Origin of the sequence: Tepidimonas sp., assembly GCF_046292505.1 — a bacterium.
Classification (GTDB): domain Bacteria; phylum Pseudomonadota; class Gammaproteobacteria; order Burkholderiales; family Burkholderiaceae_C; genus Tepidimonas.
Genome location: NZ_JBKBQX010000028.1, coordinates 1 through 19,833 on the forward strand (window position 1 = coordinate 1; position 19,833 = coordinate 19,833).

The 19,833-nt window shown below is 64.7% G+C and carries 25 protein-coding genes and 1 pseudogene; 1 reads left to right on the top strand and 25 read right to left on the bottom strand.

The window, feature by feature from the left end; all coding sequences use genetic code 11:
• Window positions 1-822: NERD domain-containing protein (locus ACK4TH_RS09955; RefSeq protein WP_409625853.1), on the top strand; the 822-nt coding region annotated here is incomplete at its 5' end.
• Here ACK4TH_RS09955 and ACK4TH_RS09960 read toward each other — a convergent pair.
• The 25 genes and pseudogenes from ACK4TH_RS09960 to ACK4TH_RS10080 all read right to left on the bottom strand — a co-directional run.
• Window positions 739-2,082 carry a site-specific DNA-methyltransferase gene (locus tag ACK4TH_RS09960; RefSeq protein WP_409625856.1) on the bottom strand — a complete coding sequence of 448 codons (1,344 nt, stop codon included), beginning with the start codon at window positions 2,080-2,082 and terminating at the stop codon, window positions 739-741. The two genes, ACK4TH_RS09955 and ACK4TH_RS09960, sit on opposite strands and share 84 nt — an antisense overlap.
• Window positions 2,063-3,005, bottom strand: a pseudogene (locus ACK4TH_RS09965) (DNA methyltransferase). Before ACK4TH_RS09965 ends, ACK4TH_RS09960 begins: the two are co-directional and overlap by 20 nt.
• Before the next feature lie 79 nt (window positions 3,006-3,084).
• A complete protein-coding gene (locus tag ACK4TH_RS09970) occupies window positions 3,085-3,327 on the bottom strand; it encodes a hypothetical protein (protein ID WP_409625859.1) in 243 nt (80 codons plus the stop codon).
• On the bottom strand, window positions 3,324-3,866 hold the full coding sequence (locus ACK4TH_RS09975) for a hypothetical protein (RefSeq protein ID WP_409625862.1): 543 nt from the start codon (window positions 3,864-3,866) through the stop codon (window positions 3,324-3,326). The genes ACK4TH_RS09970 and ACK4TH_RS09975 overlap by 4 nt, the downstream gene beginning before the upstream one ends.
• A 149-nt stretch (window positions 3,867-4,015) precedes the next feature.
• Window positions 4,016-4,588 (bottom strand): hypothetical protein, encoded by a 573-nt coding sequence (locus ACK4TH_RS09980; RefSeq protein ID WP_409625865.1) that lies wholly within the window; start codon window positions 4,586-4,588, stop codon window positions 4,016-4,018.
• Window positions 4,575-4,778 carry a hypothetical protein gene (locus tag ACK4TH_RS09985; RefSeq protein ID WP_144326722.1) on the bottom strand — a complete coding sequence of 68 codons (204 nt, stop codon included), beginning with the start codon at window positions 4,776-4,778 and terminating at the stop codon, window positions 4,575-4,577. Before ACK4TH_RS09985 ends, ACK4TH_RS09980 begins: the two co-directional genes overlap by 14 nt.
• Window positions 4,779-5,056: 278 nt before the next feature.
• A complete protein-coding gene (locus ACK4TH_RS09990; protein WP_409625868.1) occupies window positions 5,057-5,377 on the bottom strand; it encodes a DNA-binding protein in 321 nt (106 codons plus the stop codon).
• A gap of 3 nt (window positions 5,378-5,380) precedes the next feature.
• A complete protein-coding gene (locus ACK4TH_RS09995; protein ID WP_409625871.1) occupies window positions 5,381-5,719 on the bottom strand; it encodes a type II toxin-antitoxin system RelE/ParE family toxin in 339 nt (112 codons plus the stop codon).
• A 91-nt stretch (window positions 5,720-5,810) separates the two neighbouring features.
• Window positions 5,811-6,398 (bottom strand): hypothetical protein, encoded by a 588-nt coding sequence (locus ACK4TH_RS10000; protein ID WP_409625874.1) that lies wholly within the window; start codon window positions 6,396-6,398, stop codon window positions 5,811-5,813.
• On the bottom strand, window positions 6,395-6,763 hold the full coding sequence (locus ACK4TH_RS10005; protein WP_409625877.1) for a hypothetical protein: 369 nt from the start codon (window positions 6,761-6,763) through the stop codon (window positions 6,395-6,397). Before ACK4TH_RS10005 ends, ACK4TH_RS10000 begins: the two co-directional genes overlap by 4 nt.
• A complete protein-coding gene (locus ACK4TH_RS10010) occupies window positions 6,760-7,146 on the bottom strand; it encodes a hypothetical protein (RefSeq protein ID WP_409625879.1) in 387 nt (128 codons plus the stop codon). The genes ACK4TH_RS10005 and ACK4TH_RS10010 overlap by 4 nt, the downstream gene beginning before the upstream one ends.
• On the bottom strand, window positions 7,143-7,598 hold the full coding sequence (locus ACK4TH_RS10015) for a hypothetical protein (RefSeq protein WP_409625882.1): 456 nt from the start codon (window positions 7,596-7,598) through the stop codon (window positions 7,143-7,145). The genes ACK4TH_RS10010 and ACK4TH_RS10015 overlap by 4 nt, the downstream gene beginning before the upstream one ends.
• The gene (locus ACK4TH_RS10020) at window positions 7,595-8,224 is read right to left on the bottom strand and encodes an HNH endonuclease (RefSeq protein ID WP_409625885.1); all 630 of its coding nucleotides are present in this window, start codon (window positions 8,222-8,224) and stop codon (window positions 7,595-7,597) included. The genes ACK4TH_RS10015 and ACK4TH_RS10020 overlap by 4 nt, the downstream gene beginning before the upstream one ends.
• 501 nt (window positions 8,225-8,725) lie before the next feature.
• Window positions 8,726-11,047, bottom strand: a complete 2,322-nt coding sequence (locus tag ACK4TH_RS10025; protein ID WP_409625888.1) for a PriCT-2 domain-containing protein — start codon at window positions 11,045-11,047, stop codon at window positions 8,726-8,728.
• Between the two features lie 10 nt (window positions 11,048-11,057).
• Window positions 11,058-11,252 carry a DUF6511 domain-containing protein gene (locus ACK4TH_RS10030; protein ID WP_409625891.1) on the bottom strand — a complete coding sequence of 65 codons (195 nt, stop codon included), beginning with the start codon at window positions 11,250-11,252 and terminating at the stop codon, window positions 11,058-11,060.
• Window positions 11,253-11,377: 125 nt separating this feature from the next.
• The gene (locus ACK4TH_RS10035) at window positions 11,378-12,952 is read right to left on the bottom strand and encodes a DEAD/DEAH box helicase family protein (protein WP_409625894.1); all 1,575 of its coding nucleotides are present in this window, start codon (window positions 12,950-12,952) and stop codon (window positions 11,378-11,380) included.
• On the bottom strand, window positions 12,949-13,914 hold the full coding sequence (locus ACK4TH_RS10040; RefSeq protein WP_409625897.1) for a PD-(D/E)XK nuclease family protein: 966 nt from the start codon (window positions 13,912-13,914) through the stop codon (window positions 12,949-12,951). The genes ACK4TH_RS10035 and ACK4TH_RS10040 overlap by 4 nt, the downstream gene beginning before the upstream one ends.
• Window positions 13,907-14,293, bottom strand: coding sequence for a hypothetical protein (locus ACK4TH_RS10045; RefSeq protein WP_409625900.1), 387 nt, complete (start codon window positions 14,291-14,293; stop codon window positions 13,907-13,909). The genes ACK4TH_RS10040 and ACK4TH_RS10045 overlap by 8 nt, the downstream gene beginning before the upstream one ends.
• A gap of 13 nt (window positions 14,294-14,306) precedes the next feature.
• Entirely contained in the window at window positions 14,307-14,849 is a 543-nt protein-coding gene (locus ACK4TH_RS10050; RefSeq protein ID WP_409625902.1) for a DUF669 domain-containing protein, read from the bottom strand.
• Between the two features lie 14 nt (window positions 14,850-14,863).
• Window positions 14,864-15,676, bottom strand: coding sequence for an ATP-binding protein (locus tag ACK4TH_RS10055; protein ID WP_409625905.1), 813 nt, complete (start codon window positions 15,674-15,676; stop codon window positions 14,864-14,866).
• Entirely contained in the window at window positions 15,676-16,038 is a 363-nt protein-coding gene (locus ACK4TH_RS10060; RefSeq protein ID WP_409625908.1) for a hypothetical protein, read from the bottom strand. The genes ACK4TH_RS10055 and ACK4TH_RS10060 overlap by 1 nt, the downstream gene beginning before the upstream one ends.
• Window positions 16,038-16,613: a hypothetical protein gene (locus ACK4TH_RS10065; protein WP_409625911.1), complete on the bottom strand. Its 576-nt coding sequence runs from the start codon at window positions 16,611-16,613 to the stop codon at window positions 16,038-16,040. The genes ACK4TH_RS10060 and ACK4TH_RS10065 overlap by 1 nt, the downstream gene beginning before the upstream one ends.
• A gap of 378 nt (window positions 16,614-16,991) precedes the next feature.
• Window positions 16,992-17,999 (bottom strand): hypothetical protein, encoded by a 1,008-nt coding sequence (locus ACK4TH_RS10070; protein WP_409625914.1) that lies wholly within the window; start codon window positions 17,997-17,999, stop codon window positions 16,992-16,994.
• 4 nt (window positions 18,000-18,003) lie between these two features.
• Complete coding sequence (locus ACK4TH_RS10075; RefSeq protein WP_409625917.1) at window positions 18,004-18,702, bottom strand: hypothetical protein; 699 nt, start codon at window positions 18,700-18,702, stop codon at window positions 18,004-18,006.
• Between the two features lie 48 nt (window positions 18,703-18,750).
• Window positions 18,751-19,833 (bottom strand): IS256 family transposase (locus ACK4TH_RS10080; protein ID WP_409625920.1); only part of this gene is annotated, 1,083 nt, incomplete at its 5' end.

Consider the following 19,833-nt stretch of genomic DNA (forward strand, 5'->3'; position numbering starts at 1 on the left):
AGCACATTGGTCACGGCCTCCAGCAGCGACATCCAGCGCGACTGCTTCATCCCTGCATCCCGGTTGTTCATTCAGTCCCTATCGGTGGCATCATCGACCCGTCATAAGAAGCAAACGGGAGAGAAGATGTCATTGCTGTCGGTGTTCAAAGGCTGGCTGGGAGAAGCGCAGGGAGCGGTGGCGCACACGCTGTTCCTGGACGACAAGATCTATCACTCGATCAACAACGTGACGATTCCGACGGCCAACGGCACCACGCAAATCGATCACGTCATCGTCTCGCGCTTCGGGCTTTTTGTCGTCGAGACCAAGAACATGAAGGGCTGGATCTTCGGCGACGAGCACAGCAAGCAGTGGACCCAGAGCCTCTTCGGCAAAAAGCATCGCTTCCAAAATCCGCTGCACCAGAATTACCGGCACACCAAGGCGCTGGCTGACTTCCTGGGGATCGATCACGACAAACTGCATTCGGTCGTGATGTTCTGGGGTGAGGCTGAACTGAAAACCCCGATGCCGCCGAACGTGATGACCAAGGGCTACGCGACCTACATCAAGAGCAAGCAGACCGTGCTGTTCTCGGATGAGGAAGTCGCCCAGTTGATCGAGGCGCTGCGCACCGGGATGTTGCCCAAGACCTGGGCCACCCGGAACGCGCACATCGCGTCATTGCAGCAGCGCCATAGCAGCACGACAACCTGCCCGAAATGCGGTGGGGAGCTGATTCAGCGCACAGCCAAATCAGGCCCCAATGCAGGACGCCCCTTCCTCGGTTGCGCCAACTTCCCCAAGTGCCGCCACACCGCTGCCGTCACTGAGGCGTGACGATTCGCCGGGGTCAGCGCCAACGAGGTCATCGAATCGAACGCCATCGGCCTCACGCACTGCCTGCGCTCCAGCGTAGTCCTGCCACCTGCGAAGAATGGTGTCCACGTACTTGGGATCGAGCTCAATCAACCTCGCCTGGCGACCAGATTTCTCAGCGGCGATCAGCGTGGTGCCAGAGCCGCCGAAGGGATCGAGTACCAAATCACCGGGCCGGCTGGAGTTGCGGATGGCGCGCTCGACCAGTTCCACCGGCTTCATCGTCGGATGCAGGTCGTTCACGCGCGGCTTGTTGAAGTGCCAGACGTCCCCCTGGTCGCGGTCGCCACACCAGTGGCGGGTAGCCCCCTCGGGCCAGCCGTAGAGGATCGGCTCGTACTGGCGCTGGTAGTCTGAGCGGCCCAGCGTGAAGGTGTTCTTGGCCCAGATGATGAAGGTCGACCATTTGCCGCCGGCGGCGCGGAAGGCGGACTGCAGGGTGTCTAGCTCTGACGAGGACATGGCAATGTAGATCGCCCCCTGGCAGTGCGCGATCATCGGTCTCAGCGCTGCCTTGAGGAAGGGTTCGAAGTCCTCGCCCAGGTTGTCGTTCAAGATTGGGCGGTTCGTGCCGCGCATCTTGTCCTTGGCGCTGTTGGCGTAGTTAACCCCATAGGGCGGATCAGTGAAGGTCATCGCTGCCTTCTCGCCAGCCATCAGCAGGGTGTAGCTGGCGGCATCGGTGCTGTCGCCACACAGCAAGCGGTGCTTACCCATGATCCAAACGTCGCCCGGTTTGGAGACCGGCGTGACCGGCACCTCCGGGTCGACATCCTCGTCGGTGTTGCCTTCGGTGGTGGTTTCCTCGCCGGCCATGATCTCCAGTAACTCATCGGCATCGAAGCCAGTGAGCGCGAGATCGAAGTCGGCCTCCTGCAGATCGGCCAGCTCCAGACGCAACAGTTCCTCGTCCCATCCGGCGTTCTCGGCGATCTTGTTGTCGGCGATCACCAGAGCCCGACGCTGGGTCGGGGTGAGATGCTCCAGCACCACCACCGGCACGCTAGCCAACCCCAGCTTGCGCGCCGCCGCCAAACGCCCGTGACCGGCCACGATCACGCCGTCCGACCCGGCCAGGATTGGCGCAGTGAAGCCGAACTCGGCGATGCTCGCCGCGATCTGGGCGATCTGGGCCTCGGAGTGGGTGCGGGCATTTCGGATATAGGGCAACAGGCGCTCGATAGGCCAGTGCTCCAGTTTGTCAGCGAGCCAGGCTTGCATCGGTGTTCTCCAGTCGTTCTGCCTCGACCTCGGCAAAGGTCTGTCCGGTCGCCAGCAAGGTCACCGGGATGTCGGGGTGGTTCTGCTGAAAGCGCTTGACCGCCACGTCGGTGTAGGACGGGGCCAGTTCGATGGCGCGGGCCACGCGATTCGTCTTCTGGGCAGCCAGGATCGTGGTGCCGGAGCCGCCGAAGGGCTCGAAGACAACGTCACCCGGGTCTGAGTACGCGAGCAAGATGTGCTCAGGCAGTGCCACCGGAAACACCGCCGGATGGTCAATGTCCCGGCCAATCTTGCCCTTGTGGCGCATCACCCGGATCACGCTATCCGGGATGCGGTACTCCTGCGTGGGCTGCCCGGCATGGGTCCAGCCACCGACTTCACCATATCAGGCGGTGGGCACCCAGTTGCCAGATGTCGCCGGCTCGGCTGACCGGGTTGGTTGGTGCCTGCGGGATGTCCTCGTCGGCGTCTTCAGTAAATCCGCTAATTGGCGGATTTGTTTCGTCACCCGGATCGGCATCGCCGAGCAGACTGGCCAGCTCGTCGTCACTGAAGCCGGTGAGCGAAAGGTCGAAACCGGCGGCGGACAGCTCGGCCAGTTCGGCAGCCAGCAACTCTTCATTCCATCCTCCCTGCAGCGTTAACTGGTTATCCGCCAGTATGTAGGCGCGGCGCTGAGTGGGCGTGAGGTGATCCAGGACGACCACCGGCACGACGTCGAGCGCGAGTTTCTGCGCAGCGGCCAAGCGACCATGTCCAGCCAGAATGCCGCCATCCCCCGAGACCAGCAGCGGCGCGGTGAAGCCGTACTCGACAATGCTGGCGGCGATCTGCGCCACCTGTGCATCGGAGTGCGTGCGCGCATTTTTGGCGTAGGGCTTGAGTCGATCCAGCGGCCACAACTCGATACGGCTGGCCATGGCAGGGGTGAAGTGAGTCGTCATCGATGACCCTCGACGAAAGTGTTGAAACATTCGCCAGAGGGATCTGACGAAGAAGTCAGCGCAGGCGCTGCGTGATCTCGCGGGCGATTACAGGAATCAGCGCATCGAGGTGTTGGCGCAGGGCGTCGCGCACCAAGATTTCGAGAAGCTCAGATGGCCGCTCTGCCGACACAGGCTCTTCGACAGGATCGGGGCGCAGGCCGGCTGCGAAGGCTTTGCCGACTACGTCCCCGACATCGGCGTAGGTCGGCTCGTTGGGGTTCCACATCGGGTGGGTTTTGATCGGGTGTTTCTTCATCGGGCCAGATCCTCCAGGGCTTCACGAATGGCGACATCCAAGATGTCGGTCACACCGCGCACGTCCGGGTCAGCCACCACCAGGGCGACGATCTCGGGCGCAACCTTGCGCGGGATCTGCTGCATCCGATCTCGCAGCTGGCGGGCCAGCTGGAAATACTTGATGTCGACCTCGTCCTTGCTGATCAGCTTGCCCGTGCGCTCTTCGAATTCGAGCTTGGCCAGGCGCGCCGAGTAGGTTTCGCGCACCGCCCGGGCCTTGTGGTAATCGACGCCTCGGGCATCGTCACTGGCCTGGGGCTGCGGCGGTGGTGCGGCAGGCTGGGAAGCGTGCTGGGTAACAGGCGGTGGTCGGGTGGTGGTCACCCTCGGGGTGGTCGGCTGGGCGGTTCGCGTGTGCCGATCCCATTGGGCGTCGGCCTTGATTGGATCGATGCTGCCATCGGGTTCGGGATGGATGCGTCCACTGGCAATCGCCTTCTGGACAGCGGACAGGGCCACGCCGCGATGCCGGGCGTAGGCGCGCAAGCTCATGCTCATGAAAATCTCCAACCAGTCGATGGCAGGCCGGGTGACCACCGACCACCTGACCACCTATTTTTTGAGTCTGACGCTAGGCAAGCGTCGCGCTGCGCGCGGCCCCCGCGTTTTAAATCGCCAGGGAGGACCCGTCAGATGTGTCAGATGCGTCAGGTCGCACGGGCGAGTTCCTCGCGCAGTGCCCGTTCCATCTGCCGCTGGTACTCCCGCAGTGCCACGCTGCGCACGGTGTCGGCCATGCCAAAACGCGGCTCGACCTTCTGCTGGCGACGCAGCAGGTACAAGGCCAGGATGCGCTTCTCGTCACGGCGCTCGAACACGGCACCGGCACGGTAGAACACGTTCTTCTTCGCCATCACCTGGCCCGGCCACTGGCTCTTGGGGATGACGCGGGTCTGGGCGGTCTGTGCCATCGGCCCGACCGGAATCGCCAGCTTGCCGGTCTTGGTGCCACCGACCTCCTGCAGCGCCATGAACCGATCCCGAGACCAGACCTCAGCCATCAGCGTGCGGGGCTTGGCAGGCGTCACGCCAATGCCTCGGCTGATCCACGGGCGGCGCAGGTTGAAGCGCTCGGGCAGACCCTCGCGCACCGCATCGCGGGCATCGAATGCCGTGCGAGTGAGCGCCTGGGCGGCGGCATTGGGGACGTGCCGTTTCGCCAGATCAGACAGATGCTCGGTCGCCTTGGCCACATCGGCGGTGACGTCAAGTTTCAGCATCGGCGGACTTCCGGCGGCGAGGAGTGGCTGGCGCTTCGGCGTTTGCAACAGGCTCGGCAGCGATGCCAGCTTGTTGCGCCAGGATCTGATCGGCAGTAGCGGCATCGACTTCGACCGTCAGGCCGGGGACGAACGAGCGCGTGCCGCCGTCGCCGGTGACGACCACCGGGCGGGTGATGAGAAGTTTCATGGGGGAGTCTCCAGCGCTGGGCAGAGAGGCGAACGCCAGGCCCAGAAACGACAGCGCCCACCGGAACGAATCGGGTGGGCGCAGTTATCAGCAGTACGGGATTACTGTACCTTGTGTCCGGACGGGATTCAATGGGGTTTTGGAATCGGCACAGAAATTTTTTTTGCGAGCCAGATGTGACGAAGCCACCCGAAGGTGGCCCGTCGCCCCAAGAGCATCCGGCTTTACCGGACGGTCATGGGGTGAGTTGTGGCAGTAGTCTAACCGGCTAAGGGAAGCTATGCCATCACGACGGTGGTGCGAACTTCAACCTTCAGCGCACGCTTGATAGCGGCGAAGATCGCCGAGATGTTGCTCATGGTCGGATTGCCCGAGGCCGACAGCATCCGGTGCAGGCTCTTGGCCGGCTTGTGGATCTCCTCGGCCAGCGACTCGAACCCGACCGTCGCGTTCACCAGATCACGCAGGATCAGTTTGGCGGTATCGGGCTCACCGTCGATGAACAGGGTGATCGCCTCGTCCAGCAGCGCCTGGGCAAAAGCCGGATCGCTCTGCACACGGGCGGCCACGGTTTCTTTGAAATCACGGGTCAATGCCATGGTTCACGCTCCTTTTTTCGTTTGTGCCTTACGGCGCTTGTAGTCTTCCCACAAGGCCACCGCCTCATCGATGTCCTTTTGCTGGCCCTTCTTTGTGCCACCACCGATCAGGATGATGATCTTCAGACCGTCCTTGGCCAGGTAGATGCGGTAACCCGGCCCCCAGTCGATCTTGTACTCGCCAATGCCCCGGAACCACTCCACATTCGACAGATTGCCCTGTTCCATCCGGGCAGCGGCCACACTGACCTTGGCAGCAGCCATCGTGTCGAGTGTGGCAAACCACGCGGCGTAGGGGCTGCTTCCATCGGGCAGGAGCAGTTCTTTGACTTGGTAGCTCATTGGCGAAATGGTAACACATACGTTCCCATTGACGCCACTTGGATCGTGGAAAAGGCTGCCCACTTGCCAGCGAGCAGGCAGCCAACCCGGATCATGGTGAGATCACGCTCCGGTGCGCCGTGCGATGCGTCCGTGGCCCTGAGCGCTCATAACCGTAGTACCGGGCGAGCACGCCGAGTGCAGCGACCAGGATGCCCTTGGCCTCGTTTTTCTCGACACGCTTGCCATTCCAGCCATCGCGCAAGGCCCAATCGCGGATCGACATCTGCAGCCCGGCCACGTACCACAGCGCCGATCCGGCCGGAGAGCCACTGCCACCCACCGCATCCAGCGCATCTCGAACCGCTCGAGCAGCACCAGCGTTCCTCTCGACCATCATCTGCCCAGGCGCAGTCCCTCCTGGCAGACCATCGAGCTTAGGACTGGCGACACCACTACCGAACGCCCGGGCGAAGTCCTGCGAGAACTGTTGGCCGGCATCGTGCATGGCACCAGTGATGCTGCCGTTACGGAGCATCAGCGCCAGCGTGTCCACGGTGCGGTAGTGCTCGGCCGGTTTCTGGTCGTCATCCTCTTCCCGCACGTAGCGGATCACGCTGCCATCCGGGCGGATGTGCTCTTCACCCAGACGGGGTTTGCGTTCTGCCCGGGCCTTGGCGCGTTGCGTCTTCTTGGTCATGACCGTCCCTCCCCAAGTTGCCCGAGGGTCGCCAGCGCGCCGTCGCGGTCACGTTGCACGGTGATCGATTTGGCCGTGGTCGCCACCACCGTCCAGGTCTCGCCATCACCCCGGTCGATGACCTCGCCTTCGCGCCAGGGACGATTCTGCTTCGTCGTTGCCGTTCGCGCGCCGTAGAGCTTGGTGGCGATGCCGGACAGGAACGCCCGATCCCAGTCGTCGTAGATGTCCTCCAGCGGCACGACCACGATGCCTTGTTTGTGCCAGGCCGCTGCACGCATCGCGCGCAGTTCGTCGCTGCTGGCCGGTGACGCCGGGGCGAGACGCCCGAGGGCGCAGGGGATGGAAACAGAGGTGGGGTTCATGCGGATGCTCCTTCGGGATTCGGGGTGGCGGTTGGGTGCTGGGTCTGGGCGGGTGCTTTGGCACGACCGCCTTCCCAGTGCTGCTGTTCGTCGGCCAGATAGCCGGCCTGGTGGGCGATGCGGCGCACGAAGTCCGGGTTGAGGCCGACCCAGTCGCACCACAAGCCCAGGTCATCGCCCAGCAGGAAGCGCCGGGCTTCGCGCCTCACGCCCTTGCCCAAGGACAGGCAATCGACGATGGCGGCGCTGATCACCGCGACGAACAGACGCGACTCGGGGCAATCGAAGGCGGTGTGGCGGTTGAGGACTTTTTCCAGGGCGCGCTGGCCGACCAGCGGTTTCGGCGGACGCCAGCGCTCGGTTCTGATGCAGGTGGCAGTCATCGCGCACCTCCCTGGACAAACGCCCAATCGAGCAGCGCCAGGGCGTCGGCCTCGTTGTCGTCGGCAGGCGCAAAGCCACGGCCGCGCATCGCCGCCATCACCGCGTCTTTTCCCGCATTGCCCTTGCCCGTGGCGTGCTTCTTGATCGTGGCGCTGTGCACCGCCGCGTGTTCGAGGCCGTGCTCGGCGCACCAAGCCTGCACGGTGGCCACACAACCGACGGCGTACTCGGTGGCGGCGCCACCACGGTGGTGTGCCTGCTCGTAGAACACGGCGGCCAGATCGGGATAGGCGGCGCGCACGCTTTGCAGTTGAGCGCGCAGGTGCAGGTAGCGCATTCCCGGCGATTCGCCCCGGCGTGGGGCGATGTCCCAGACGCCTGAGCACACCTCGCCCGCTTTACCAATGGCCCAGCCGCAGCGTGAGCCCATGTCCAGTGCCAGCGCTCTCATCGCACGTGCCTCCAGGTCTTGGCGCACGCAATCAGGCTCACCGTTGAATCGCTGACACCGTAGGTCTGTGCGAGGGCGCACTGCCGGATGCCGACGGCCAGGGCCTGGCGGATCAGCACCACCTGGGCTTCCACGAGCTTTGCGCTGTGGATCTGCGAGCCGCGCAGCCGCGTGCCGTGCAGGTCCTTGTGCGCATCGTTTTCGATGGGCAGCAGCCAGGCGAGATTGCTGACGTGGTTGTTCAGGCGCTGTCCATCAAGGTGCGCCACCTGGTGCAGCGGCGAAGGCTTGGGGCCGAGGAAGGCCAGCGCGACGAGTTGATGCACACCAAAGCGCTGACGCCGGCCATCCCGGTACAGGATCACCTGGGCGTAGCCGTTGGGGCGGATGAAGGGCACCAGGACCCGGTGGGCGCGGCGGCAGCGAAAGCCCTGGCAGCGGCGCACGACGCCATCGACCGAGACTTCGTAGGCGGGGTAGCCGGGCACCGTCCGCCAGAGGGTGGCGCTGGCCGTGTGGCGCAGCACGCCCGTGGCGGCTGTGGCCTGGGGCGGTGAGACGACATGCTTGGGTTGCGGGGCACGCTGCCCCAGCCCCGACTGCGGGGCGACGGTTGAGGTGATCACAATCGATCCTCCAAGGAACGCGTTAGCGACCTGGAGGAGCGCGATCACGGACCGGGTCAGGGTCGGTGCCGCTCCCTCATGTCCGACAGGGATGAGGTACGGGTGAGATGGGTGCTGCGGGGTACTGCAGGGTGCCGTAAGTGGGCAGGCCAGGGCCTGACCGACGCTCGGCAAGGCGTCCGTGCTTACGTCAATAGTTCATTCGTCAATCTAAGACCCCCTCTCATAGAGATAGATAGTTCATTCTTCAATACGTCAATCTAAGATCAATTTTTGATTTTCTATAGGTATACAGCGCGCACGCGCGCGAGGTGTGCCTGAATGGGTATGCATCAGGATAGGTGTATGTAAGTATCTGGCCTTGACGGATTGACACATTGACGCAACGGCCGCTGAACATAGTCTCTGAATCGTTTTCTCCTTTCATATCAACACGTTGCAACACTCCTGACGCCCGACCCGCCGACTGCGGGACCTTGACGCATGGTCTGGGTGCAGCGCTCATGACCTCACCTCCTCGCCACCGACGTAGCGAATCCACTGCGCCGTCCGCCCCTTGGTCAGCCGCTGCTCGAGGGCCACGAAGCCCGCGTCGACCAGGGTCTTGAGCACGCTGTCGCGCTGGTGCAGATCCATGAACTGGGTGCGGCGCGTGAAGTCACGCTTGCTCATCCCCTGCGCACCGGCGTCCTGCAAGATCTTCAGCGAGCGCTTATGGTTCGACTCGGTCGGGTTCTCCGACACGCGGGCGGCAACCTCGCGGATGGTGAGCTCGGCACAGTGGCGCGCAAGCATGGCGCCCCACGCCGCATCCTCCGCCTCGATCTGCGGGGCGACCGGATCGCGCGAGACCGCGCGGATCAAGGCGAGCTTGGTAGCGTTCTCTTCGATGCGCGCCAGGATCGAGGACAGCCCCGAACCACGCGCCCGGCGCAGCTCCTGCAGCAAGGTCTGATCCAGCGCCCGAAACACCGCCTGCGCCTCGGGGGCGGTGGGCACCACCAGCGGTTCGACCTCCACCTCAGCCACTGCGCCGATGTTGGCCAGATTGCCACTGAGCTGGCCACCCCCTTCGTGGATCAGGATCAATCGGTCGATCAGCGACTTCGGTGGGTCAATCACCCCAAACACCTCGTTGCTGTCGGGGAAGTCGTCCTCGCTTTCCATGATCAGAAAGCGCGCCAGCGACCCATCGGCGACGTTGGCCGCCTGCAGGGCCTGCCAGAAGTGCAACGGCGTGGTGGTGCCGTAGATGCAGGCACAGGGCTGGTGGATCGCCCGGTGCGCATCGTTGTGCTGGGTGCTGGCGTACTCGACGCCGAAGTACGTCGTGCCCGAGGTGGTGTAGAGCTCGGTCATCAGGTCCAGGATCTCCGTCACGTAGCGCGGCGAACGCTTCCTATCGGCCGCAGCGGCCAGGAACATCCCGAACTCGTCCAACTGGAACAGGATGGCGGGCTGGCGCATCAGTGCCGTCAGGAGGCCCGAGCCCGAGGCGATCTTGTTGCCGCCCAGGTACTGCAGCAGGTTGGCGCGGCGAAACAGCTCGTTGATCACCACCCGGCTGTGGTTCTTGCCGGCACCGCTCTCGGCAATCCCTACGACGTACAGGTTCGAGCGGATGTTGCTCGCCGTGCGGTACTTGCGCCCCATCAGCGCCCCGACCGCGCACAGACTGGCCCCCAAGGCGAGCACCGGCTGTGGCCGTTTGGCGGTCGTGATCATCAGCTGCATCATCTCGCCCAGCACCCCGTCGACCGCATCCCAACCTGCCGGCAGCGGTGTGGGGGGCGGCGGGCGATAGGCGTCCGGCTCGTTCTGCTCGAGCAGGCCGTCGAGCAGCCCCTCCCGCACCCCATCGATCAACCCCTGCGCCGGATGTACGCCCTCGCTGACGATCTCCCCATTGAGCTGCAGATCGGCCGCCGGATGCCAGCCGTTGTCCAGCGCCAGCTTGTAGAGCGTGCCGGCGCCGATGCGCTGCGGCGCAAAGCTGCGCCAGGCCTGGGCGGTGGTCTTGGGTTCATGCTTTTGCGAACTCGCCGACCAGCGCTCGAACAGCGGCCAGCCGGCGTCCCCCAGCGCCCCCTTGATCGCCATGCCGATGCGCACCCAGCTGTCGTAGTCGAGATCCGCATTGACGATGTAGGTGAGCGCATCCTCGACCGCCGCGAAGGTGCCGCGCTGCTCGGGCAGGTGGGCGCACTCGCCTGCGGCTCGTTGCCCGACGCTCAGACTCTTAGGGCGCAGGTTGGCCGGGATCAGCAAATACGCTTCCTGGGCAAACTCACGGGCCTGCGCCTCGGTGATCGCCGGCAGATCGCTCAGGTTCAGATCGGCCAGACTCTCCACCGGCCAGTCATAAGCCTGCCCAGTGTCCGGGTGGATGCCGTAGGCGATGAACTGCTGGCCCAGGCCCAGCACCTCGATGGGCGGGTACTTGAAGCCGGCAAAGGGCTGGGCGGCACGATAGACCAGGAGGCGCTTCGGCGCGCGGCCGATACGCACCGCCGGCGTGTCGCCCAAGAGCCGTTTGGCCAGGCCCTCGATCTTGGCGGCAATCTCGCCGTCGAGCACATCGATGTCGATGCCGATCACGCGGCCGGCGGCAATGCCGATGCCCGATTCGGGCCAGTCGCCCCAGATGTCGACCTCGTTCTCGGTGGTGGCGCGCTCGCAGTGGCGGCTCCACTTGGGATAGTCGTGCCAAGCGCCCTGGCGGTACATGCCCGGTTTTTTGCTGCGCGGCTGGATCGGCAGGATCGGGAAACCCCGATCCACCAGGGTGGCCCCCAGCTGCGCCATGTAATTCGGTGTCGTCATGGTGGGCTCCTCAGAACGGCGGATCGTCGGCATAGGCCTCACGCAGGTGGTCCTGGAAGGCGGTGACGATCACCTCGACCAGCGTGGCCCACTCCTGGGCGGTGAACAGCGCCAGGTCGGTCTTCCCGAGCGACTCGACATAGGCGCCGCCCTCGGCACCGGCAGCGGCCAGTGCATTCAGTTCATGTGTGTTGGGATCAATCATTCCCTTTAACCTCGCAGCAAGGTCCAGGCAGCGCATCGAGCACAGCTTGACGGTGGGTGCCTGGACACGGATCAGACGGGGCGCGAAGCCGAACCCTCGGGCTTCGCGCCGGCAAATGGCACAGATCACGGAAAGCGCACCCCGACGACTTGGGTGTAGCGGCCCTGCGCGCGCACCGCGATCTGCGACGGGCACTGGAGACGGTCCGCGTGCTGCAAGGCCTCGTCGACCTTGCCCGGCACCGGCAGACCCGGTGCGCGGCGCATCCACCAGGCCACCGCCTTCTGCCGTGCGTAGCCCGGATGCTCCAGACAGACCCACTCGCTGTGGTGGGTGAGCCCACTCCAGTAGTCCACCCGCAAGGACGGCGGCTTGCCGGGTTTGTCGTGCCGGGCGTAGCTGACCCGGCTGACCTCGATCCACTGGGGTTTGGGATTGCTCACCACCTCCAGCGTGCTGGCCTTGGCTTCGAGCTTGGGCGCCGGGGGCGGAAACACATGGCCGCAGTCGGGGCAGGTGCGCACCGATGCGTGCACGATGCTCTGGCAGGCCGGGCAGTCCTTCACCGGCGCCTCGCCTTCGCCCTTGCCGGGGCGCTTGGGGCGGATGGCATCAATGGGGCCGTGGCGGGCGATGTTGCCGGCGAAGTCCAGGACCAGGCAGTTGGTCTTGCCCGGGGCCAGGCGGCAGCCGCGCCCGACGATCTGCACATACAAGCCCGCCGACTGGGTCGGGCGCAACATGGCGATCAGATCCACGCCGGGCGCGTTGAAGCCGGTGGTCAGCACGTTGGCGTTGGTCAGGCACCGGATCTGCCCCGCCTTGAAGGCCGCGATGATGGCTTCGCGCTCGGGGCCTGGGGTGTCGCCGACGATGGTGGCGCAGGCGATGCCTTTGGCGCGCAAGGCATCGCGCACATGGAAGGCGTGATCCACCCCGGCGCAGAACACCAGCCAACTCTTGCGGTCATGCCCGTAGGCCAGAATCTCCTCGACCGCCGACGCGGTGATGGCATCCTGGTCGATGGCGGCTTCGAGCTCCCGGGCAATGAACTCCCCCGCACGGGTGCCGACACCACTGACGTCGAGCTGGGTGGCCATGCGCTTGGAGACCAGCGGCGCGAGAAACCCCGCATCGATCAGCTCGCGCACCGAGACCTCGAAGGCGATGTCGGTGAAGATCGCGTCCTTGCCCTCGTGCAGCCGGCCCGAGTCCAGTCGGAACGGCGTGGCGGTGAAGCCGATCACCTTCAAGAGCGGGTTCTGGCACTTCAAACCGTCCAGAAAGCGCCGGTACATGGTGTTGGAGGCACGCGGGATCAGGTGCGCCTCGTCGATCAGCACCAGATCGCAGTGGCCCACTTCCGGCACCTTGCGATGGATGGACTGGATGCCGGCAAAGAGGATGCGGGCACCCAGGTCGCGCTGCTTGAGGCCCGCCGAGTAGATGCCAGCAGGGGCCTCGGGCCACAGGCGTTTGAGCTCAGCGTGGTTCTGCTCGATGAGCTCGCGTACATGGGTGACGATCAGGATGCGCTGATCGGGCCAGGCCTTGAGCACGCCTTCGACGAAGCTCGCCATGACAAGCGATTTCCCGCCCGCCGTGGGGATGCAGATCAAGGGATTTCCGGCATGGCCCTCGAAGTAGGCGTAGATGCCCTGGATCGCGGCCGATTGGTAGTAACGTAGGGAGAGGCTCATGGTCTGTCCTCCACCACCGAGCCGACACTGCCCACCTTGTCGAAGCCCGTATCGCGCCAGCGCAGGCCCTCGCCAAACAGGTACTCCACCCAGCCGTCGCCCGCGTCGATCTGCTCGCCCGGCACGAGCGCCGGCAGATAGAGGTGCTGCGCGCAGCCCGCGCGCTGGTCCGCCTCGCTCAAGGGGCGCTGATGCAAGGTGCAGTGCCAGCCGCCGTCGACCGGTGTCGAGTGCAGGCAGGTGCGGCAGTTCACCTCGGCAGCCGTCTGCCCATGGCACACCGGCGCGTGGTCGCACAATCGGCACTGGTACCAAGCCGGGTCGTTGCTGATGCGCTCTGGCGGCAGCATGGCAAAGATCACCCGCTGCGCCTTGTCCAGCAGCCCCTGGGCGTAAGCGGCGTCGTGCTCGATGCGCTCGACGTAGAGCTCGTCGGTGTCCTTGCACACCGCCAGGTACATCGCCCGGGTGAGCCCGGTCAGGTGCATATAGGTCTGCATCTGGGCAAAGTGCTGCGGTTTGGAGCCGCGCACGCCCTTGGCAGCCAGGTCGTTGAAGCTCTTGGCCGAGTGGGTCTTGAACTCCAGCACATGCCAGGTCTTGGGTGCTTCCGGCAGACCCAGCGCGATGCCGTCGAGCGAACCCCCAAAGTGGCCACCGTGGGCTTGCACGCGGATCTGCCGACCGGTTTCGGGATCGACCTCCAGCACCGTGGCGCCGATGCTGCGCAGGTTCCGCACCAGCCGCGCTTCTTCCAGCTGGCCAGTTTCGAACAGGCGCAAGAGGCGGCCGGGATGGCGGTGCACCGTGGTCCAGCGAAAGTCCAACCACAGGGCGCGCTCGCAGTCCTTGCCGATCAAGGAGGCCCCGAGGTGCGCACGCAAGCCGTCGCCTGCCTGCGCCTCGTAGGCCGCGAAGATCGCCTCGCGCGTGGGGCTGCTTGGGGTGGGCAACTCAGCCATGGCTCACCTCCTGGTGCTCGTGCAGCCGCCGGGCGCGTTGCAGCAGCGCCGCCCAGCGCGCGTCATCGCACTCGGCGCGCATGGCCTCGATCAAGGCGTCCTTGAAGCGCTCGCGCGACGATCTCGCTTTGGCAGTGAGCTCGCTCAGCCGGGCCGACACGCGTGCGGCCTCCTCCTTTTTGAGGCGCAGCGCGGTCTTGGCGCGATGGAACCATTGGGCATCCAGCGCCTGCTTGTGGGCTTGGCGGCGCAGGTCGGCGGTGGCAATCTGCACGCGGATGGCGGCGATCTCGCTGTGCAGCGCAGCCAGCCGTGCCCGGCACCCTTGCGCGGTGTCGGGCAGCGCTGCCGTGGCCGATGGGCAATGCAGTTCGGTCATGGCAGTCGACTCCTCACGCCTGGCGCTGCCAGGGCAAACCACTGGCAGCCGCTACGGCTGGCGTGGCAGGCCGCGCCGGTTGCGGCGTCGCGGCGGCAGCCGGGGCCGACGCGGGTGCCGCATAGCCAGCCGGGGTACGGGTGGCCGGCACCGATGCCGCCGCGTTCCTCGGCAAGTAACGGATCGAGTTGCTCTCGCCATACTGGCCCTTGGGCGGGCGCACCCGCACATCGACGATGAGCGGAATCAGGTGCAGCTGCTCGGAGTCTTTGACCTGCATCTGGCCGGTGGCGCGGCAGATGGACGACAGGGTGCGGGTGGCGATATCGACCGTGTCGGGGTTGTCGTTGACCAGGTTCAGGCGGTCAAAGAGCTTGCGACCGGCAAATGGGCCTTCGAGGATGTCAAGCTGCAGGAACAGGTACTGGCCGCGACCGTCCTTGGTCGGGCGCATTTCGCTGGAAACGATCTGCGCGAGGTACTTGCCGGCAGGCAGCACGTCATGGTGGCTGGGCTCAACGGTGTTGGCATCGAAGGTTTGCGCAAAAATGGCCATGGTTCGTTCTCCTGTCAGGCGCTGGGGGTGGGGATCGGGGTGGTGACCGAGGTCGTGGCCGGGGTGGTCATGAGCAGGGGCTGGATCGCCTCAGGCATGGCCTGAACAAAGGCCTGCCAGTCCAGCGGCAAGGTGTCGGGCAGGCCGTAGCGGTTCTTGGCCAGAAACGCCGGGCGCTCGCTGGTGTGGATCACCCGCTCGCCCGAGCCGACTGCGCGGCTGACTTTTTTGTTAAAGCCCACATCGGCCTTGACGGTGCTGATGCGGTAGTTGGCAAAGAGCACGATGTCCGAGTGCTCCTGCACCAAGGCTGCGGCGCGGGCGTGCAGCTTGATCGTGTAGCGGTCATAGGGGTCGTGCTCGGGGCTGTCAAAACGCCGGATGTCGGTGTGGGCGATCTGAATCACGACCATGCCCTTGTCGTCGCGCAGGGCGTTTAAGCCATCGATGTACTGGCGCCACAGGTTCAGCGCCGCCACATAGCCTTTGCCGTAGCCGGCGTCTTCGATGCTGGCCCAGCCGTTGTCGCGGCAGACCTTGGCCCAGATCAGCGCTTCGAGCCAGTCGACGCTGTCGATCACGCAGGTCTTGAAGTCATGGGGCTCGGTGTAGAGCGCGGCGAGTGCGCCGATCACGTCCTCGAACGTGCCTGCCAGCGGAAAGTGGGGGCAAGCAAGCGTGCCGAGCCCGTCCTCGGTCTGAACGAACACCGGGCTGGGGGCCTGGGCGGCAAAGGTGGTCTTGCCAATGCCGTGCACCCCGTAGAGGGTGATGATCGGCGGCTTGGGGCGCGCGGCGCGCACCAGTTGATTGAGGCTGATGGCCATTACTGGACTCCTTGGGACGTCGGGACGGACGGGGTGGGCACGAGAGACAGGTGTGAACCGGACTGGCGCTCGATGGCGGCAAACGCTGGCGCGTTGCGCTCGCAACCGGCGGCAACCGCTCGCTCGTGCACCTCGCCCAGCAGACGGATGTGCTTGATGTCCAGGAGCAGCTGGCCGATGCGCGCGTTGAGGTGCTGCTGCAGTTCGTTGGGGGTGACGCGGTCGATGCGCTTGAACAACGCCTCGTCCTCATCGCCGTTGGCATCGGGGTCAGGCAGCTCGATGACGGCTGGCAAGCACTCGCGCAGCTCTTGCCAAGGCAGCGCCACGGGCTCGAAGATCAGAGATGCGAGGTCGCCCATCACTTGCCCTCCCCATTCGCATCCAAGCGGCGCAGCACGAACTTCGGTGCCTTCGGCGTGACGGTGCGCAGGGCTTCAAAGGGCGCGCGCAAGGTCTGCGGCCAGGCCTTGAACTTGGCTTCGCTGACGCTGTACTTGATCTCGACGTACTCGCGCGGATCGCCGCCGGTGGCTTCGATCTTGGCCACCAGCTCAGCCAGGCCTGCGGCGTCCCACTTGACGTCCTTGCCGATCTCGACGGTGATGTCGAAGCCTGCGTCCTCGATGTGGGTGGTGCCGGTGTCCTTGCCCTGGGCCAGCAGCTGCGCTTTGGCCTGTTCGCCGTAGCGCATCTCCAGGCCGGTCTGCAGCATGTTGTTCAGAGTGCCGAGCTCGGACTTGGCCTCGCTGATGAAGCGCTGCAGGGCAGCGACGGTCTCCAGCGGCAGGTCGCGGATGACCTGGGCGGAGAGGTCGAGGAAGGGGATGGGCAGCGGGATGCCGCTTTGGGCGAGCGCTGCCGCCAGGGGGGTGGGGGCAAGCGGGGTGGCCGAAGCCCTGGCCGCGAGGGCCGGATTCAGTGTGTTGCGGGTCATGGAAATGCTCCTGTGAAGGTTTGCGGGTATCGGCCCGTCGCGCGCCGTGCCGTGTTGCAAACTTTCCCAGCCGAGATTCCGCAAGACGTTCCGCAGATTCCGCAGACTGATTCCGCAAACTCACATTGGCGTTTGCGGAATCACCTTCGCAAAGGCCCTGTCCACGCCGATTTCAGCCCTGGCAGCGTTCCGCAACACGTTCCGCAACACGTTCCGCAAAACTTGCGGAATCACTTGCGGAACGTCCTGCGGAATCCGCTGCGGAACGACCGCCCCGAGCTTCAGACGCAAAAAAGCCCGGTCTGGTCAAACCAGCCGGGCAATCCGGATGCTCAGGGTCGGCACCTTCTCAGGTGCCGGATACATGAATGGGGACGATCAGATCAGCCAGCTACGGTCCTCTGGCGGAATCTGCAGCTGATAGCGATCGTCCTCGCGCAGGAAGCGGATGAAGGTGCGATAGACACGGGGCTTGCGGTCGAAGACCTTGCTGGGGCTGAATTTCTCAGCTGCCGACCCGACCTTGTCACGCAGGCCGGCGTTGTCCATCTCGTGGTCCAGGTCATCGATCAGCGCGAGCAGTAACTTGCGCTCGCGTGGCTCGAGCTTGATGGCCTCGCCATCGATGTAAACCACCCCATCGGGCTTGAGGTAGCGAAGCGTGGTCCCCGGTACGGCTTCCTCCAGACGCTGTACACCCGGGGCAGGGTGGCGATCCGCAAAGAAAGTGAAGCTGTGCGCTTCGATCTGGCCAACAGTGATGAGGCTGCGCACCTCAAAGCCCGTCAGCGGCGAAGCCTTGGGTAGTGGCACCTCGCTGCTGGTCAGGATCACGCAGGATTGCACAGCCTGATCGGCGGCAATCTGCTCGCGCAGACGCAGCGCCACTTCAACTTGGTGCAGCTGGCGGCCAAAGTACCAGGTCACACCCTTGCCGCGCTTGGCCGTACTGGTGCCCAGCCGCCACAGCTGCCAGGTCCGTTCGTCCGCGAAGACGTCCTTGTCGATGGCCTTCATGCCGTTGGGGCTGAAATCCAGGCCCACCAGGAGCTTGGTGATCAACCGTGGCAACGTCAGGCGGTACATCTGACGGACATAGGCTGGCGCCACGATGGGACCGCACTGCGGACACATCTGAAGCACCTGATCCTCACGCACTGCGTAGGATTTCGGGGGATCATCGACCACGCGTGCCCGTTCGATCCAGCAGTCGTAGCAGATCGCCGAGGGCAGATCGTCGTCCTTGACCAGCAACCCCACCTCCATCAACGTCTTGGCAGCTGTCGACCATTCCCCCTCGAAGACCGCCTTGCCGTTGATGCGGGTATCTGCTTGATCCAGCAACCGGCACATCAGCGCCGTCGCTTCTATCTGGGCTGTGCTCATGCCGTCAGTACCCCTCGTCGGCCTCGGGTTCCGGTGACAGTGTCGGCGCGGGCTCATCGCCATCGACCACGTTCAGGGCGCGCAGTACCGCCTGGGCCATGGGCTGGTGCTTGGCTGGCAGGTTCTTGATGGTCGACGAGCCCGACGAGAAGACATTGAAGCTGAAATGACCTCGGCGGGTTTTTGCGGTGGGATAGACCATCAGCGTCGCACCGTCGAGGTTGTACTCGGCCTCGAAGGCGTGGCTGACCTTCAGGCGGGCGCGGGCGAGTGCCAAGGCGTCGGGGTCGGATTCGGCTTCCGACGCTTCAAAGTGAATGATCTCGCCGCTGCTGTTCATCGGCGTGAACTGGGCACGACGCAGGCGCACCTTGCGAATGCCGTAGTGGCTCCAGTCCTCGAAGGGGGCCAGTCCATCGCGCAGTGCGTTGAGGCGGTAGCGCTTGGGCTCGATTTCTTCGGGCTTGATCTCGTGGCCGACCAGGTGTTTGCCGAAGAGCTGCAGCACCGCCTTGTGGTTTTTGGCACCGCCCTTGACGATGGTTTCGACGAACCCGGTCTGCGGGTCATAGAGCAGCGCCGTTTCCAGCGCGATGCGGGTGGTGATGCGGCTGAAATGGTTCTGGCTGAAATGAGCCAGGGCGGTCACCGGACCTTCGATGTAGAGGGTGATCTGGGGGGCTGTCTGAATTTTTGTGTTCAAGGCTCTTGATTCGGGCTGCCGTTTCAGGCGAGCCCGGTGGAGATCATATTACGCGGCCGGTCGTGTAAAGCGCTCCCCATAGGCGATGGCGAACTGGTTCATGGCGTCTTTCCACTCCCTGGCTGCTCGGCCCCAGTCGGCCGTGATGTTGCGCAAGGCCAGCCACAGCAGCTTGGTGGCGGCATCATCGCTGGGAAAGTGCCCCCGCGTCTTGATGATCTTGCGCAGCTGACTGTGCAGGCTCTCGATGGCATTGGTCGTGTAAATCACCTTGCGCACCGCCGGGCTGAACGCAAAAAACGGAATGACGCGCTCCCAGGCCCGGCGCCAGGCCGCCACCACCGTGGGGAACTTCTGCCCCCAGGGGCCAGCTTCCAGGGCATCGAGTTGGGCCGCTGCGGCTTCTGCGCTGGGCGCCGTGTAGATGGGCTTGAGCGCCGCTGCCAGCGCCTTGCGGTCCTTCCAGCTGGCAAAGTCGAGGCTGTTGCGGATCAAGTGCACGATGCAGGTCTGCAGCGTCGTGGTCGGAAACACCGCCCCAAGCGCCTCGGCTATGCCCTTGAGGCCATCGGTGACGGCAATCAGGATGTCGGCTACACCACGGGTCTTCAGATCGTTGAACACCTTCATCCAGAACTTGGCCCCCTCGGTGTTCTCGATCCACAGGCCCAGGATGTCGCGGGTGCCGTCGGGCAGCACGCCCAGCGCCAGATAGATGGCCTTGTTGCGCACCACGGCATCCTCGCGGATCTTGACCCGCAGACAGTCGAAGAATACGACCGGGTACATCGGCTCCAGCGGGCGTGCCTGCCAGGCGGTGACCTCGGCCATTACCTCGTCCGTGACGCAACTGATGAATTCAGGACTGACCTCGGTGCCGTACTGCTCGGCCAGAAAGCCCTGGATCTCACGCACGGTCATGCCCCGCGCGTACATGGCCACGATCTTGTCGTCAAAGCCGGTGAAACGCCGCTCGTGCTTGGGGATCAGGATGGGCTCGAAGGAGCCGGCGCGGTCGCGCGGCACTTCGATGCGCAGCGGCCCGTCCTGAGTCAGCACCGTCTTGGCGGACTTGCCGTTGCGCTGGTTGACCGCATCCTCGGGGCGGGCGGCACCGGGCGGGTAGCCCAG